This window comes from Octadecabacter temperatus, from assembly GCF_001187845.1.
In the GTDB taxonomy this organism is placed as follows: Bacteria; Pseudomonadota; Alphaproteobacteria; order Rhodobacterales; family Rhodobacteraceae; genus Octadecabacter; species Octadecabacter temperatus.
In genome coordinates, this window is record NZ_CP012160.1 from 2,174,383 (window position 1) to 2,188,111 (window position 13,729).

The 13,729-nt window shown below is 54.9% G+C and carries 15 protein-coding genes; 3 read left to right on the forward strand and 12 right to left on the reverse strand.

Going from position 1 to position 13,729, the window contains the following annotated elements; genetic code table 11:
• Positions 1-24: 24 nt before the first annotated feature.
• From OSB_RS10935 to scpA, 4 genes are read right to left on the reverse strand one after another with little or no spacing between them, the layout of a single operon-like run.
• On the reverse strand, positions 25-501 hold the full coding sequence (locus OSB_RS10935) for a GNAT family N-acetyltransferase (RefSeq protein ID WP_143831255.1): 477 nt from the start codon (positions 499-501) through the stop codon (positions 25-27).
• A complete protein-coding gene (locus OSB_RS10940) occupies positions 498-1,094 on the reverse strand; it encodes a VOC family protein (RefSeq protein WP_049835037.1) in 597 nt (198 codons plus the stop codon). The genes OSB_RS10935 and OSB_RS10940 overlap by 4 nt, the downstream gene beginning before the upstream one ends.
• Positions 1,095-1,103: 9 nt before the next feature.
• Positions 1,104-1,559 (reverse strand): MAPEG family protein, encoded by a 456-nt coding sequence (locus tag OSB_RS10945; RefSeq protein WP_049835038.1) that lies wholly within the window; start codon positions 1,557-1,559, stop codon positions 1,104-1,106.
• A 23-nt stretch (positions 1,560-1,582) separates the two neighbouring features.
• Complete coding sequence (scpA, locus tag OSB_RS10950; protein ID WP_049835039.1) at positions 1,583-3,709, reverse strand: methylmalonyl-CoA mutase; 2,127 nt, start codon at positions 3,707-3,709, stop codon at positions 1,583-1,585.
• 180 nt (positions 3,710-3,889) lie between these two features.
• Here scpA and OSB_RS10955 point away from each other — a divergent pair, with 180 nt between their 5' ends.
• Positions 3,890-4,357, forward strand: a complete 468-nt coding sequence (locus OSB_RS10955) for a DUF4174 domain-containing protein (RefSeq protein ID WP_049835040.1) — start codon at positions 3,890-3,892, stop codon at positions 4,355-4,357.
• An 18-nt stretch (positions 4,358-4,375) separates the two neighbouring features.
• Here OSB_RS10955 and OSB_RS10960 read toward each other — a convergent pair whose 3' ends face one another.
• The 6 genes from OSB_RS10960 to OSB_RS10980 form a co-directional block, all read right to left on the reverse strand.
• Positions 4,376-6,418 carry an acetyl-CoA carboxylase biotin carboxylase subunit gene (locus tag OSB_RS10960; protein WP_049835041.1) on the reverse strand — a complete coding sequence of 681 codons (2,043 nt, stop codon included), beginning with the start codon at positions 6,416-6,418 and terminating at the stop codon, positions 4,376-4,378.
• Positions 6,419-6,510: 92 nt separating this feature from the next.
• On the reverse strand, positions 6,511-6,714 hold the full coding sequence (locus tag OSB_RS10965) for a hypothetical protein (protein WP_049835042.1): 204 nt from the start codon (positions 6,712-6,714) through the stop codon (positions 6,511-6,513).
• Positions 6,715-7,075: 361 nt separating this feature from the next.
• Positions 7,076-7,447 (reverse strand): hypothetical protein, encoded by a 372-nt coding sequence (locus tag OSB_RS10970; RefSeq protein WP_200802529.1) that lies wholly within the window; start codon positions 7,445-7,447, stop codon positions 7,076-7,078.
• A gap of 66 nt (positions 7,448-7,513) precedes the next feature.
• Positions 7,514-7,669: a hypothetical protein gene (locus tag OSB_RS16785; protein ID WP_169750366.1), complete on the reverse strand. Its 156-nt coding sequence runs from the start codon at positions 7,667-7,669 to the stop codon at positions 7,514-7,516.
• A gap of 217 nt (positions 7,670-7,886) precedes the next feature.
• Complete coding sequence (locus OSB_RS10975) at positions 7,887-8,297, reverse strand: DUF6497 family protein (RefSeq protein ID WP_049835044.1); 411 nt, start codon at positions 8,295-8,297, stop codon at positions 7,887-7,889.
• Entirely contained in the window at positions 8,278-9,810 is a 1,533-nt protein-coding gene (locus OSB_RS10980) for an acyl-CoA carboxylase subunit beta (protein WP_049835045.1), read from the reverse strand. Before OSB_RS10980 ends, OSB_RS10975 begins: the two co-directional genes overlap by 20 nt.
• Before the next feature lie 189 nt (positions 9,811-9,999).
• On the opposite strand from OSB_RS10980, the gene OSB_RS10985 reads away from it, so the two are divergent.
• Together OSB_RS10985 and OSB_RS10990 are read left to right on the forward strand one after the other, a co-directional pair.
• Entirely contained in the window at positions 10,000-11,220 is a 1,221-nt protein-coding gene (locus OSB_RS10985; RefSeq protein ID WP_049836130.1) for a multidrug effflux MFS transporter, read from the forward strand.
• A gap of 74 nt (positions 11,221-11,294) precedes the next feature.
• Entirely contained in the window at positions 11,295-12,689 is a 1,395-nt protein-coding gene (locus OSB_RS10990; RefSeq protein ID WP_049835046.1) for a helix-turn-helix domain-containing protein, read from the forward strand.
• Positions 12,690-12,720: 31 nt separating this feature from the next.
• Here the strand turns inward: OSB_RS10990 and OSB_RS10995 are convergent, their stop codons facing one another.
• Both OSB_RS10995 and OSB_RS11000 read right to left on the reverse strand, forming a co-directional pair.
• Positions 12,721-12,957 (reverse strand): HP1242/YdcH family protein, encoded by a 237-nt coding sequence (locus OSB_RS10995; RefSeq protein WP_049835047.1) that lies wholly within the window; start codon positions 12,955-12,957, stop codon positions 12,721-12,723.
• A 78-nt stretch (positions 12,958-13,035) separates the two neighbouring features.
• The gene (locus OSB_RS11000) at positions 13,036-13,689 is read right to left on the reverse strand and encodes a thermonuclease family protein (protein WP_049835048.1); all 654 of its coding nucleotides are present in this window, start codon (positions 13,687-13,689) and stop codon (positions 13,036-13,038) included.
• Between the last annotated feature and the right edge of the window lie 40 nt (positions 13,690-13,729).

A 13,729-nucleotide genomic window follows, 5' to 3' on the forward strand; every position in this document is an offset into this window, starting at 1 on the left:
TCTTACCCAATCCGTCGCGGGATGTTAGAGCCGTTTTTGCATCAGTACGAGATCCATCCATCGATCAAACTTGCGCCCGACTTCCGGAAGGACAGCGACCTTCTCAAACCCCAGCGCACTATGGAACGCGACGCCCGTGGCGTTCTCGGCGCAAACGCCAGCCACAAGCACATGGGTATCCGCGGCGCGGGCATGATCCATCAAAACCTTCATCAACGCCCGACCCGCGCCCTGCCCCGATGCTTCAGGCGCGAGAATGACGGTATGTTCCATCGTATGAGCATATCCAATGCCACCGCGAAACTGGTCGTAAGTGGCAAACCCCAGAACCGTTCCGCCAATCTCAACCACCAAAAAACACGGGCGCTCCGCAATCATTTGCGCAACCTCTTCTGGTGATTTTTCGACTGAGTTAAATGTAACTACGGTTTCACGGATCTGCGGGTTCCAAAACGCGGCAATCGCAGCGCTGTCATGCTGGGTCGCTCCACGAATAATCATAACGTTACTGTCCGGTTGTCGTTGCAGAACCGCGCGGACAGCGCCACGTTGTCATCTGCGTGAAATGTAACCCTGTCATCCTTAAAGACGCCTTCAAGTTCTGTTGCGATTTCAAGCGCCTTTGGGTGTCTTACAGTGAGTTCTTCAAGCACCAACCCAGATGATCCGAGCGTGACACCGGGTGGCACGTCTGTATGCCACGACAAAACCGTTGGAAATCCGCCGCCCATAGGTAACGATCCATCTGGCGGCACTCCCATGTCCCAGCGCAAATCGCCACGTGACATTGGAACGGATTGCATGCCGTGCACTAACAGCGGTTGCAAAACATAAGGTTCGCAAATCCAATTCACCAATCGTGGCGGGCCGCTAAAGTCATCCAACCCAAACCAGCGCGGCCCATCACTGCTTGCCGCCGGATCAATTGCGATCACCTCAAGATAGATACCACCGTGAAGCGCGGCTAACTTGTTATGGGTTCCATAGCGTTCATGTTTTCCGCCACCTTGAAATACGATGCCCAATCGATCTTGCGCCCAAGCAACGCCTTCTTCCAACGTTTCAGCAGCAATCGCCAGATGGTCCAACCTCATATGCCGTCCCTAGTTCACCCAAATCCAAACAGCCCAGAACGCGCCGAAGAGCGTCGGATAAAAACTGGCTGCAAACCCGAGTGAGCGTAGCGGAGGAGAGACATGATAGCCAACCCAGAACAGCAGACGCGCGACAGCCATGCCAATTCCAAGCGCGAGGATCGACACCCCACCAAGGCTAAAGCCAACAAACGGCCAGACGAGCAGCGCCAGCACCATTTGCTCGGTCGTATTGCGTAAAACGCGTTCATCGATCTGTGCACGGGTGCCAGAAGCAGCAGCTTCGCCATCAATCAGGTCAGTATTGAAAAACCGCCGTGCCGCAAGGACGCCGATCATCATTGCCATGACAGCACCGGGTATCAGAAATGCTGCGGGGATCGCCAAAGCGGGGGGTATGAAAGGCAGCCCCAACCGTAACGGCAGCAACACAATCGCGACGGCCCAGACTGCGCCTAGGACCATCCCAATTGCTATGCCGATGCGTTTCACGCGCGCGTGGCGCGGATCAGTTTCAGAATATCACGCGCCGCTTCTGGAATGTTTGTACCCGGTCCAAAGATCGCTTTCACGCCAGCTTTCTTCAGGAAGTCATAGTCTTGCTGCGGAATAACGCCGCCACAAATGACCAGAATATCTTCAGCGTCCGCGGCCTTTAACGCCTCAATCAATTTAGGTGCCAGTGTCTTGTGACCCGCCGCTTGTGACGAGATCCCGATCACATGCACGTCGTTGTCTACGGCGTCCTGTGCGGCTTCTTCCGGTGTTTGGAACAGCGGGCCAACGTCTACGTCAAATCCGATATCGGCGAATGCAGTGGCGATAACCTTGGCGCCGCGATCATGCCCGTCTTGGCCCATTTTAACGACCAACATACGTGGGCGACGCCCTTCGGCCTCGGCGAAATCTTCCACGTCCTTCTGGATCGCAGCAAAGCCCTCGTCGCCCTCATAGGCTGCGCCATAAACGCCAGCCAGTGTTTTCACTTCTGCGCGGTGACGGCCGAATACGTTTTCCATAGCCATACTGATTTCCCCTACAGTTGCGCGATGACGCGCCGCTTCAACGGCGGCTTCAAGAACGTTTCCACCCTCGCGTGCGCGGCGTTCCACTTCGGCTAATGCTGCGTCACAGGCTGCTTGATCACGCTCAGCACGAAGCTTTTTCAGCCCCCCGACTTGGCCTTCACGCACCGCATCATTATCGATATCCATGATGTCGATCGGGTCTTCTTTATCAAGGCGATACTTGTTCACACCAACGATTACTTCATCCCCACGGTCGATCATCGCTTGGCGTTTGGCTGCAGATTCCTCAATCCGCAGCTTAGGCATGCCAGACGCGACCGCCTTGGTCATGCCGCCCATTTCTTCGACCTCTTCGATAATCTTCCACGCCTCATCCGCCAGATCCGCGGTGAGCTTTTCGACGTAGTAAGATCCGGCGAGTGGGTCGACCACGTTGGTCACGCCAGTTTCTTCCTGCAAAATCAGCTGCGTGTTGCGTGCAATGCGGGCTGCAAATTCGGTCGGCAGGGCAATCGCTTCGTCCAATGCGTTGGTGTGCAAGGACTGGGTGCCCCCCAAAACCGCCGCCATCGCCTCATAGGCTGTGCGGACCACGTTGTTGTACGGGTCTTGTTCTTGCAAAGACACGCCAGACGTCTGGCAGTGGGTGCGCAACATGGATGATTTCTCGGATTTCGGTTCGAACTCGGCCATGATTTTCGACCATAGCAAACGGGCCGCACGCAACTTGGCGGCTTCCATGAAGAAATTCATGCCGATGGCAAAGAAAAACGACAGGCGCGGCGCGAATTTATCCACGTCCATGCCGCGTGCAATCGCCGTGCGCACGTATTCACGACCATCAGCCAGTGTGAACGCCAATTCCTGCACAAGGTTCGCGCCCGCTTCTTGCATGTGGTAGCCCGAAATCGAAATTGAGTTGAACTTCGGCATCTCGTTGGCCGTGTATTCAATAATGTCCGCGACAAGCTGCATCGATGGTTCGGGCGGGTACACGTAGGTATTGCGCACCATGAACTCTTTTAGAATGTCGTTCTGGATCGTGCCGGACAACACGCTACGGTCATGTCCCTGCTCTTCACCAGCGACAATAAAGTTTGCCAAGATCGGAATAACAGCGCCGTTCATGGTCATGGAAACACTGACTTTATCCAGCGGGATGCCGTCAAACAGAACTTTCATGTCTTCGACGGAATCGATCGCAACGCCGGCCTTGCCGACATCGCCTACAACGCGCGGATGGTCGCTGTCATAGCCCCGGTGCGTCGCCAGATCGAAAGCAACAGACACACCTTGCTGCCCAGCAGCCAGTGCTTTGCGGTAAAACGCGTTACTTTCTTCAGCCGTTGAAAAACCCGCGTACTGACGGATCGTCCATGGGCGGCCCGCGTACATCGTCGCCTTAACACCACGGGTAAACGGCGCTTCGCCCGGCAAAGAACCAAGGTGATCAAGGCCTTCGACATCATCCGCGCCATAAACAGGCTGGACGTCGATACCCTCAATCGTCTTCCACGTCAGGTCATCAAGCGGCTTGCCACGTAGTTCAGCCTGCGCGCGCTCAGCCCATTCCTTTTTCGATCCCATCGGTTCGTCCTCTCAATAACGCCGTATCTTGTCCGGCGGTGTGTGTCGTTTCAGCGTTCGCTGAAAACCGTGCAAAGCGCGCCAAAGGCTGGGCGTTTGCTAAATTTGTTGTGACCAAGGGGCGATTTACCCTTAGCCTTTTGGACCAGCGTCCCTATATCATAGCCATAGGGGGCGTTCATGATCCGTATTTTAGCTTTGTTTGCTTGGGTGTTAGCGGCATCCGTCGTCACGGCACAGGAGGTCGAAACCCCGTCTATCGCAGACGCATGGGCTGCTGATAAAACACAAGTGTTTGATGCGACGTCCTTGGATATCGATACGCTCATCTGGCTTGCGCGCCCTGTTGTTGTCTTTGCGGACAGCCCGAACGATCCGCGTTTCCGCGAACAAATGGATTTGTTGTTTGAGAACGCGGATGACCTTGCTGAACGTGATGTCATCGTTCTGACGGACACCGATCCATCGGCGCAAAGCCCGCTGCGCACACGTCTACGCCCGCGTGGGTTTGGATTGGTCATCATTGGCAAAGACGGCGAAGTCGAATTGCGAAAGCCGAGCCCGTGGGGCGTGCGTGAAATCACCCGATCGATCGACAAAATGCCGCTTAGGCAGCAAGAAGTCGATGATCGTAGGTTTGGGCGATAATGCACACAGGTCACGGGTTTATTCGAACTCCATAATCACGTCGTCTACTGCAAGGTTATCACCCGCTAGCGCGTTGATTTTGGTCACGATTGAACGCTTTTCGGCGCGCAGGTTGTTCTCCATCTTCATCGCTTCAACGGTACAAAGCACTTGCCCGTCCTGCACTTCGTCACCAACTTCGACGTCGATCTTCACGATCAATCCCGGCATCGGGCAAAGCAGCAGTTTGGACGTATCCGGTGGCAGCTTTTCTGGCATCAATGTCGCCAGTTCAGCCTGACGCGGCGTACGCACACGCACCGGCAGATCTGCCCCGCGATAGCGCACACGAAACCCTGCCGAGATATGCCCGATCTTTAGGACTAGCGGTTCGCCATCCACCATAAGCTTCGCGAGCGGCTGCCCAGGCGTCCAATCGCTTTCAACGCGCATCGCTGTGCCATTGATTGTGACAGTCGCGCCCTGCTTGTCAGCATCGACGTGTGCCTCCAGCGAACGCCCGGGAATTGTGACAACCCAATCTTCGCCCACTTTGCGTTCATGATTGCCCATACGCCCTGAAATCTGCGTACGGCGGATTTCACAAACGCGGTACATTGCGACAGTTGCTGCTGCGATCCGGTCCAAGGTGGCGTCCGGCAGTTCAACTCCATCAAACCCTTCTGGGAATTCTTCCTCAATGAAGGCTGTAGTCATGTTGCCTGACGTGAATTTCTCATGGTCATAAACCGCGCTTAGGAACGGGATGTTGTGGCCAATGCCCTCGACCTCAAAGCTGTCGAGCGCCACACGCATTTCCTCAATCGCTTCGGCACGGCTTGGCGCCCATGTACACAGTTTGGCGATCATCGGGTCATAATACATGGAGATTTCCCCCCCATCATAAACACCGGTGTCATTGCGCACAGCGTGTTTGCCGGTCGGTGCATCGCCCTGCCACTTGTCGTTTGCAACCAACGGTCCAGCCGCAACTTCAGCTGGCGGACGATACGCAGTCAAACGGCCAATGGATGGCAAGAACCCGCGATACGGGTCTTCTGCATAAAGGCGGCTTTCCATCGCCCAACCTGTCAGCGTGACGTCCTTTTGTGCGATCTTCAGCTTTTCACCGTAGGCCACGCGGATCATCTGCTCAACAAGATCAACGCCTGTGATCAGCTCGGTTACAGGGTGTTCCACCTGCAAACGTGTATTCATTTCAAGGAAGTAGAAGTTACGGTCGCCATCAACGATGAATTCAACCGTACCCGCAGATGCGTAATCCACGGCCTTGGCAAGCGCAACGGACTGCTCACCCATCGCTTTGCGGGTCGCCTCATCAAGGAAGGGCGATGGTGCCTCTTCGATAACCTTTTGTTGACGGCGCTGAATGGAACATTCACGCTCGCCCAAATAGATACCGTTGCCGTGCGTATCGCAAAGCACTTGAATTTCGATGTGGCGTGGTTGCGTGACGAACTTTTCGATGAAGATACGGTCATCACCAAATGAATTGGCCGCTTCGTTCTTGGAAGACTGAAAGCCTTCGCGCGCGCCCTCGTCGTCCCATGCGATCCGCATGCCCTTACCACCACCACCAGCGGAAGCTTTGATCATCACTGGATAACCGATTTGCTGTGAAATCTTAACGGCTTCCTCAGCGTCCTCGATCAGACCCATGTGACCTGGAACAGTAGAAACTTCTGCATTTTGAGCGATCTTTTTAGACGTAATCTTGTCGCCCATCTTCTCGATCGCACCAACTGGTGGCCCGATGAACGCGACGCCTGCAGCGGACAAGGCTTCGGCGAATTTAGCGTTCTCAGACAAGAACCCGTAACCCGGATGCACAGCCTCAGCGCCTGTTGCTTTGATGGCCTCCATGATCTTGTCGATCACGATGTAGGACTGGTTCGCTGGGGGCGGCCCAATGTGGTAGGCCTCATCCGCCATAGACACGTGCAGCGCGTTGCGGTCGGCGTCTGAATAGACTGCAACCGTCTTGATGCCCATCTTACGGGCCGTCTTAATGACGCGGCAAGCGATCTCACCACGGTTGGCGATCAGGATTTTTTTGAACATTGTTAGCCCCTTAGAATGCAAAACCGCCGCTCAGGGGGTATCCTGAACGGCGGTCAAAATTTTGAAACGTCCCAGACTGGGACGTGATGTTTTTAGCGGCAGATGCTTGTGACTTCGTCACAAAGTGCGCCGGCTGCGCCACCAACGATGGCACCGGTAACAGCGTCGCCACCAGTTGCGTCAGCGATGACGGCACCAGCTGCAGCGCCGGCAAGGCCGCGCTCAAGGTCGTTGTCGAGACAAGCGGAAAGCGAAGCGATTGCTGTCGCGGCGAGGATAAGACGGAATTTAAGCATAGTTTACTGCCCTTATTTTGCATTGAAGTTTGCTTGGTTTTATTCCGCTTAGAATCGGCGTTTTGCCCCAGCAACACAAGCGTTTTCTGCACCGCACGAAATGAGCGGCGGAAAACCCCCAAAGGGCGTAGGAAAAGGGGTGTCGGCCTGAGCCCTAAAAAGGGATCAGACCGACGAGGGGAAGGGTAACGGTATTGACAATGTAGCGCGGTACTCTGGTCTAGTGAGCCGTCTACAGAATTAGATTTGCACAGCGAAACGCGGCTGTCATCGACCTTGATCGTCGATTGCCCAATGTGGGCCGATTCCCGCCAAAGTTGCATATCTGTCGGCCAAAGTTCGCGCATGCAGGTCAACATCATCAGTTCTGACCCGGCGCCCAATCAGGGCGGAAAATCTCGGGGAAAGACTGTTCTGCACGCTTAAGGTCTACCTTAAGTAATGCCTCGTAACTCTCTGGATCAAATGGGTCTTCAGCGGGAACGACCTCACGGCCGAAGACGAAATTCAAACGTCCCGCATCAAGATTACCGCGTTCAAACGGGACATCGCCGAAGTGTTCTTTCAGCGCCCACATGAATCCCTCATCCGCGCGACGATCCGCTGGACGGCGATCCGCATAGCGTTCGCGATTGAACAACTTGGGTGGCAGCCCCTTTTTAACAGGGCGGCGAATTGTGAATTGAAAATCTGAGCTCGGGAGGCGGCTAGGAAATCCGCGGTGCTTTTCCATCAATTGACCCTCCGAGATGGGACAAGACGGTGTGGGACAGGCGTTGCCGCCTGCCCCGAAAATTCTTTAGTTGTACTTGCCAGTGAAGACTGGCTCGACTGTGACTGGAACCGGGTCAACGACCACGAATTCTTCAACGTCACCTGCGTTGTTGTTGCCGCCACATGCTGCCACGAGGGCAAGCAGGGACATGGCGCAAAGGCTCTTGATGCTCTTAGACATGTTAGTCTCCTGTCTCTGTTTTCCACGCGAGCTGCCCCGACGTGACGTCGGTTCCCCCGCGCATTTTGAGGGTAGGTCACTTGGGTGTAACCTTGTGGAAAACTAACGGAAAACTTGTTCAAAAGATACGAGACGGAAACAGCGGACTCGGCCTGTGACTCAGCCGCTACAATCAGCGAGCAGGATGAGCTTTGGGGCGCAACATATTGTGTAATCATCAGAATTCCTCCCAGATGCAGGTGCCATTTTCAGGGCGAAAAATCTCAAAAAACTGCAGAACGTCGGGATTGTCTTCACCAAACGGGATATTCACAGCCGACATAGACAGGACAATCTGGGCAGGCTCGATTGAGGCATCAACCAATGCAGGCATAACCAATTCATCGCAAACCACCTGAAAATCGTCCGCAACATCAGTATACTGAAATGACTTGCCAATCTCAGGTGTCAGAAAGCGGAAACGAACCGTGTTGGTCGCCTCTTCAGAGATGAACTCGATAAACGAAACTGGCTGACCTGACGGCACAACAATGCCCTCTGCTGCCAGCACAGCCGGAGCACCAAGCGCGCATACGGCCAGTGCAAACAGTCCATTCGCTTTGCGCAAATTACAGCGGAATGTTGTCATGTTTTTTCCACGGCATCTGAGTTTTCTTTCCACGCAGGCCAGCGAATGCGCGACACAGGCGCTTACGGGTGCTGGATGGCATAATGACCTCATCCACAAAACCACGTTCAGCAGCCACAAACGGGTTCGCGAAACGGTCTTCGTAGTCTTTGGTGTGCTTTGCAGTTTTCTCAGCATCGCCAAGGTCAGCGCGGTGGATAATTTCGGTTGCACCTTTTGCACCCATCACCGCGATTTCCGCTGTTGGCCACGCATAGTTCAAATCACCGCGTAGGTGCTTGGACGACATAACAACGTATGCACCACCATAGGCCTTGCGGGTGATGACGGTGATCTTTGGGACCGTTGCTTCGCCATAGGCAAACAACAGCTTCGCACCGTGCTTAATCACGCCGTTATATTCCTGCGTCACACCTGGCAAGAAGCCTGGGACGTCGACAAGCGTCAGGATCGGGATTTCGAACGCATCACAGAAGCGCACGAAACGTGCCGCTTTGCGCGCACTATCAATGTCCAGAACCCCAGCCAGCACCATCGGCTGGTTGGCAACAACACCGACGGTCTGCCCTTCAAGGCGGATAAAGCCTGTCAGGATGTTGCCCGCGAAATCCTTCTGGATTTCATAAAAATCGCCTTCGTCGGCAATCTTATGGATCAGTTCTTTCATATCGTAGGGCTGGTTCGGGTTGTCCGGGATCAGCGTATCGAGGCTGGACTCCGTCCGCGCAACATCATCAAAGAATGGGCGAACCGGTGGTTTTTCGCGGTTATTCAGCGGCAGGAAGTCAACCAAACGGCGCGCTTCTGCAATTGCTTCAACGTCGTTCTCAAACGCAGCGTCAGCCACAGAAGACTTGCGCGTGTGGGTTGTCGCCCCGCCCAGTTCCTCGGCTGTTACAACTTCGTTGGTGACGGTCTTCACAACATCAGGACCCGTGACGAACATGTAAGAGCTGTCCTTCACCATAAAGATAAAGTCAGTCATCGCAGGCGAGTAGACAGCACCACCGGCACATGGCCCCATGATCAAGCTGATCTGCGGAACCACACCAGACGCCATGATGTTGCGCTGGAAGATTTCACCATAGCCACCCAAGGCATCGACGCCCTCTTGAATACGTGCTCCACCGGAATCGTTAATCCCCACGATCGGCGCGCCGTTCTGCATCGCCATATCCATGATCTTAACGATCTTAGCTGCGTGTGTCGCTGAAACGGACCCACCGAGAACCGTGAAGTCTTGCGAATAGACATAGACTTGGCGACCGTTGATCGTGCCCCAACCCGTTACAACGCCATCCCCTGCAGGGCGCGTCTTTTCCATGCCGAAATCCGTGCTCCGGTGTGTGACGAAGGTGTCGTATTCCTCAAAGCTACCGTCATCCAACAACAACTCGATACGCTCACGGGCGGTAAGTTTGCCACGGCCATGCTGGGCGTCGATGCGTTTTTGCCCACCACCCATACGGGCTGCCTCGCGTCGATCTTCAAGCTCTTGCAGGATATCGGTCATAAATCTGTCCCTATTAATTTCGGCGAAGCTATCCTTTATTGAACAGCGATCCGAGTCCCTTCTCGCAAATTTGCAAATTTATTCATTAACTGGAATGTGCATTTGCAAACTCGCAAATATTTGGCAAATTCTCTTACAACCAGAGCGATTGCATTGGACGAAGACATTTCACAAGGCTACCTGTGTTTCATGGCAACATCACCAACGGTGCGATTCCTAGATCGCACAACCCCACCCCATATCGCGACGCTCATTCTGATGGCTGGCATCGGGGCGCTTTCGCTCAATGTTTTCCTGCCATCGCTACCATCAATGGCAGAGCATTTTGGCGTGGAATACAGCCTGATGCAGCTGTCCGTTTCCGCCTACCTCGCGACAACAGCGGTTGTACAAATCGCGATCGGCCCGATCTCTGATCGTTACGGGCGAAGGCCTGTCGTCCTTGGCACAAGCACGATTTTCATCCTTGCCAGTATTGGCGCGGTCTACGCCCCTAATTTCACAGTGTTTTTAATCTGTCGCTTACTGCAAACCGCCATCGCCACCGCCTTTGTCATCAGCCGCGCTGTCATCCGCGACATGGTCCCACAAGAACAAGCCGCTTCGATGATCGGCTATGTCACGATGGGCATGTCGGTCGTGCCAATGCTAGGGCCCGCCTTGGGCGGCAGTTTAGACGAAGCCTTTGGCTGGCAGGCATCCTTCTGGGTCCTGGCAGCCGGTGGTCTTCTGGTGTTTGTGCTTTGCTTTTTCGATCAAGGCGAGACGTTCACAAAACGCGAGGGCGGATTTTCTGCGCAAATGCGCGAATACCCTAAACTTCTGACATCCCAACGTTTTTGGGGCTATTGCCTTGCCGCAGCGTTCTCTTCCGGCGCGTTTTTCGCCTACCTTGGCGGGGCGCCCTTTGTGGGGAGCGAGGTGTTCAACATGGAACCATCAGAGCTCGGCCTTTACTTCGGTGCGCCGGCAATTGGGTACCTTGTCGGGAATGGGCTGTCAGGTCGGTTCTCGATTACGGTCGGGATCAATCGAATGGTTTTGCTCGGCGCGCTTCTTGCCGTCAGCGGCATGGCCTTGCTCTTGCTCCTTGATTTACTCGGCATCAGCCACCCGTATGTTTTCTTTGGGTTTATGATCTCAATCGGCCTTGGGAACGGCATCATGCTGCCAAACGCCAACGCCGGAATGTTGTCTGTTCGCCCTGCACTTGCAGGGTCCGCGGCCGGTCTTGGTGGGGCGTTTATGATTGGCGGCGGCGCCGCCCTTTCCGTCATTGCTGGGTTTATCCTTGGCCCAGATACAGGTGCGCGGCCATTGATCATCTTGATGCTGATCACCGCTGTAATCGCAGTCTTATGCGCCCTCTGGGTTATCAAACGCTCGGCTGTTGTCGAAGACGCTACCTAGCGCCCCCCCCTCTCGACTCGTGACTTTGCAAAGTCTATTATCAAATTTGCATTTCATCGGCTTGGGGAAACAGAATGGCACCGCACAAACTCTACGCTGGCGCTAAGCTGCGCGAATTGCGCGGGCGTATTGGCTGCACGCAAAAGGCATTTGCTGAAAAGCTCGGCGTTTCGTTGCCCTATCTTAACCAGATGGAGAACAACAACCGCCCCGTGTCGACGACGGTCGTGTTGGCCTTGGCACAAGAGTTCGGCTTTGACGTCACCGAGCTGCAATCGGGCGACGAGGCTCGACTTGTCGGGGACATGCGCGAGGCCTTGGCCGACCCGATTTTCACAAGTGCCACGCCGCCGCTGGTCGACCTGCGCCTAGCTGCATCAAACGCCCCTGCCCTTGCCCGCGCGTTCCTTGAACTTCACACGGCCTACCGCCAAACGCACGAACGCCTCGCATCCTTAGACGAAGCCTTGGGGCGCGAAGACAGCCGTTTGTCCGCCAGCCCATGGGAAGAAGTGCGCGACTTTTTCCATTACTGCGACAACTACATTGATGCCGTAGACCGCGCCGCAGAACGTTTTGCGAGCAATGCGAAGGGCGATATTGATAGCGCGGCCCGAAGCGCGTTAGCTGAGACCGGAGTGCGTATTGTCTACGCCGACACCGGCGCGATCCGCCATTACGACCCCGAAACACGCGTGCTCACGCTTGCTGCTAAAGCCGCGCCCGCAACTCAACGCTTTCAGTTATTGTTGCAGGTTGCCCTGATCCAACAAGAGAAGCTGCTGGACGCGACGCTTGATCTCGCACGTTTTCAGTCCCCACAAGCCCGCAGTATCGCCAAAGTCGGGCTGGCCAATTATTTCGCTGGCGCAACGCTTATGCCGTATGGGGAATTCCTAGCAGCGGCCCAAGACACCCGTCATGACCTTGAACGTTTGGTCGATCAGTTTGGCGTATCACTTGAACAAGTCGCCCATCGACTATCAACACTTCAACGCCCCGGCGCGAAGGGTATCCCGTTCTTCTTTGTGCGTGTTGATCCCGCAGGGACGATCACCAAACGCCATTCGGCAACAACGTTGCAGTTCGCACGGTTCGGCGGCGCCTGCCCATTGTGGAACGTGCATGGAGCGTTTGAAACGCCGGGTCGTTGGCTGCGTCAACTGGCCCAAACACCTGATGGCGTTCGATATTTCTGCCTCGCGCGGGACGTTAGCAAACCTGGTGGTGCGTGGGGCGTACCCACGCGCCGCTATGCCATTGGGCTGGGGTGTGAAGTTAAACACGCCTCAAAACTGGTATACGCGGATCACATGATGACCGAAGACGCGGACGCCTTTGAACCGATTGGGATTTCCTGTCGCATCTGCGAACGCAAAGCCTGCCCGCATCGCTCAGTTCCGCCACTAGAACGCCAGTTGCGCGTAGACCCGAATGAACGTGGCATGCTGCCCTACCAATTGGACTAAAGCAGCCGCCACGCAATTTTTCAGGCGCGAACTAAGCCGCAAGCATCGTCCAAATTTGATCTTTCAACGACATCCGCTCTTTGCGCATTTCCTGCATGTGCGCATCGTCCGTAGGCTCAACGTCTGTTTCCGCACGGTGAATAGCGCGGTTCACGTTATGATATGCATCCGAAAGCTTAGCGAAATGTGCATCTGATTGTTTTAGGTCGCTAATTTTTGCCGCGTGTTCTGGGAATTCGTCTGCGAGTTCATGGGCCGTGTGTGACATGAGTGTCCTCCTATTAGTGTCAGGAGGATGTTAAAATGCCGCGACTGGAGCCGCTTTGATCAGGATCAAAAACCGCAGTTAGTTTCTCGCCGCACGCCAGCCAGCAGATCGCGCTTCAGTTTCACTGCAAAACCATCGCTCGCCACTTGCCTCATTAATACGGGTGTTTGCGTAGTCCCGATTGTGGGGCATGTGATAGATCCGTCCTGAACCGGAAATGTTGCCTTTAATGATGCAATTGGCATCTGGCGCGGCGATGTCTGGCGAAGGCACACGCTGTTCGGCGCGGTAGGCTGACGGTTCCTGCATCGAACTCGCCCAAAGCCCGAGACCGAGCACTTGGGCGGATTTTTCAGCCAAGTCGTAGTCCATCGAATATTCGCGATACGCCCGCGCCCATCCATCAGAAACGAGCGTTTCGCCGATGTCGCGCCCGTTAACAAAACACTTAGCGACACTGCGCCCGTACCTGTCTTGCTCGATTTCGTGACAGGTGGCGCGAACACCTTGGTAGCGCCGCGCAACTTCCTCACGCACGAAAGCGCCACATGGCCAAACACTGCCCTGCGCATCCTCACATGTTTGCTCGGTTTCGGGGGCATCAATGCCGTGAAGCCGGACGCGCTGGCCGGAAACATCCAAAGTATCACCATCAACGACACGAACACGCCCTTCAACATCTGCCAAGGCGGGGGAAGAGAGGCACAATATAAGGGACAAAATGCGGAACATTCCGCTAACTAAGTGTTAACGGGCCAGTTCCGCAAGCTTG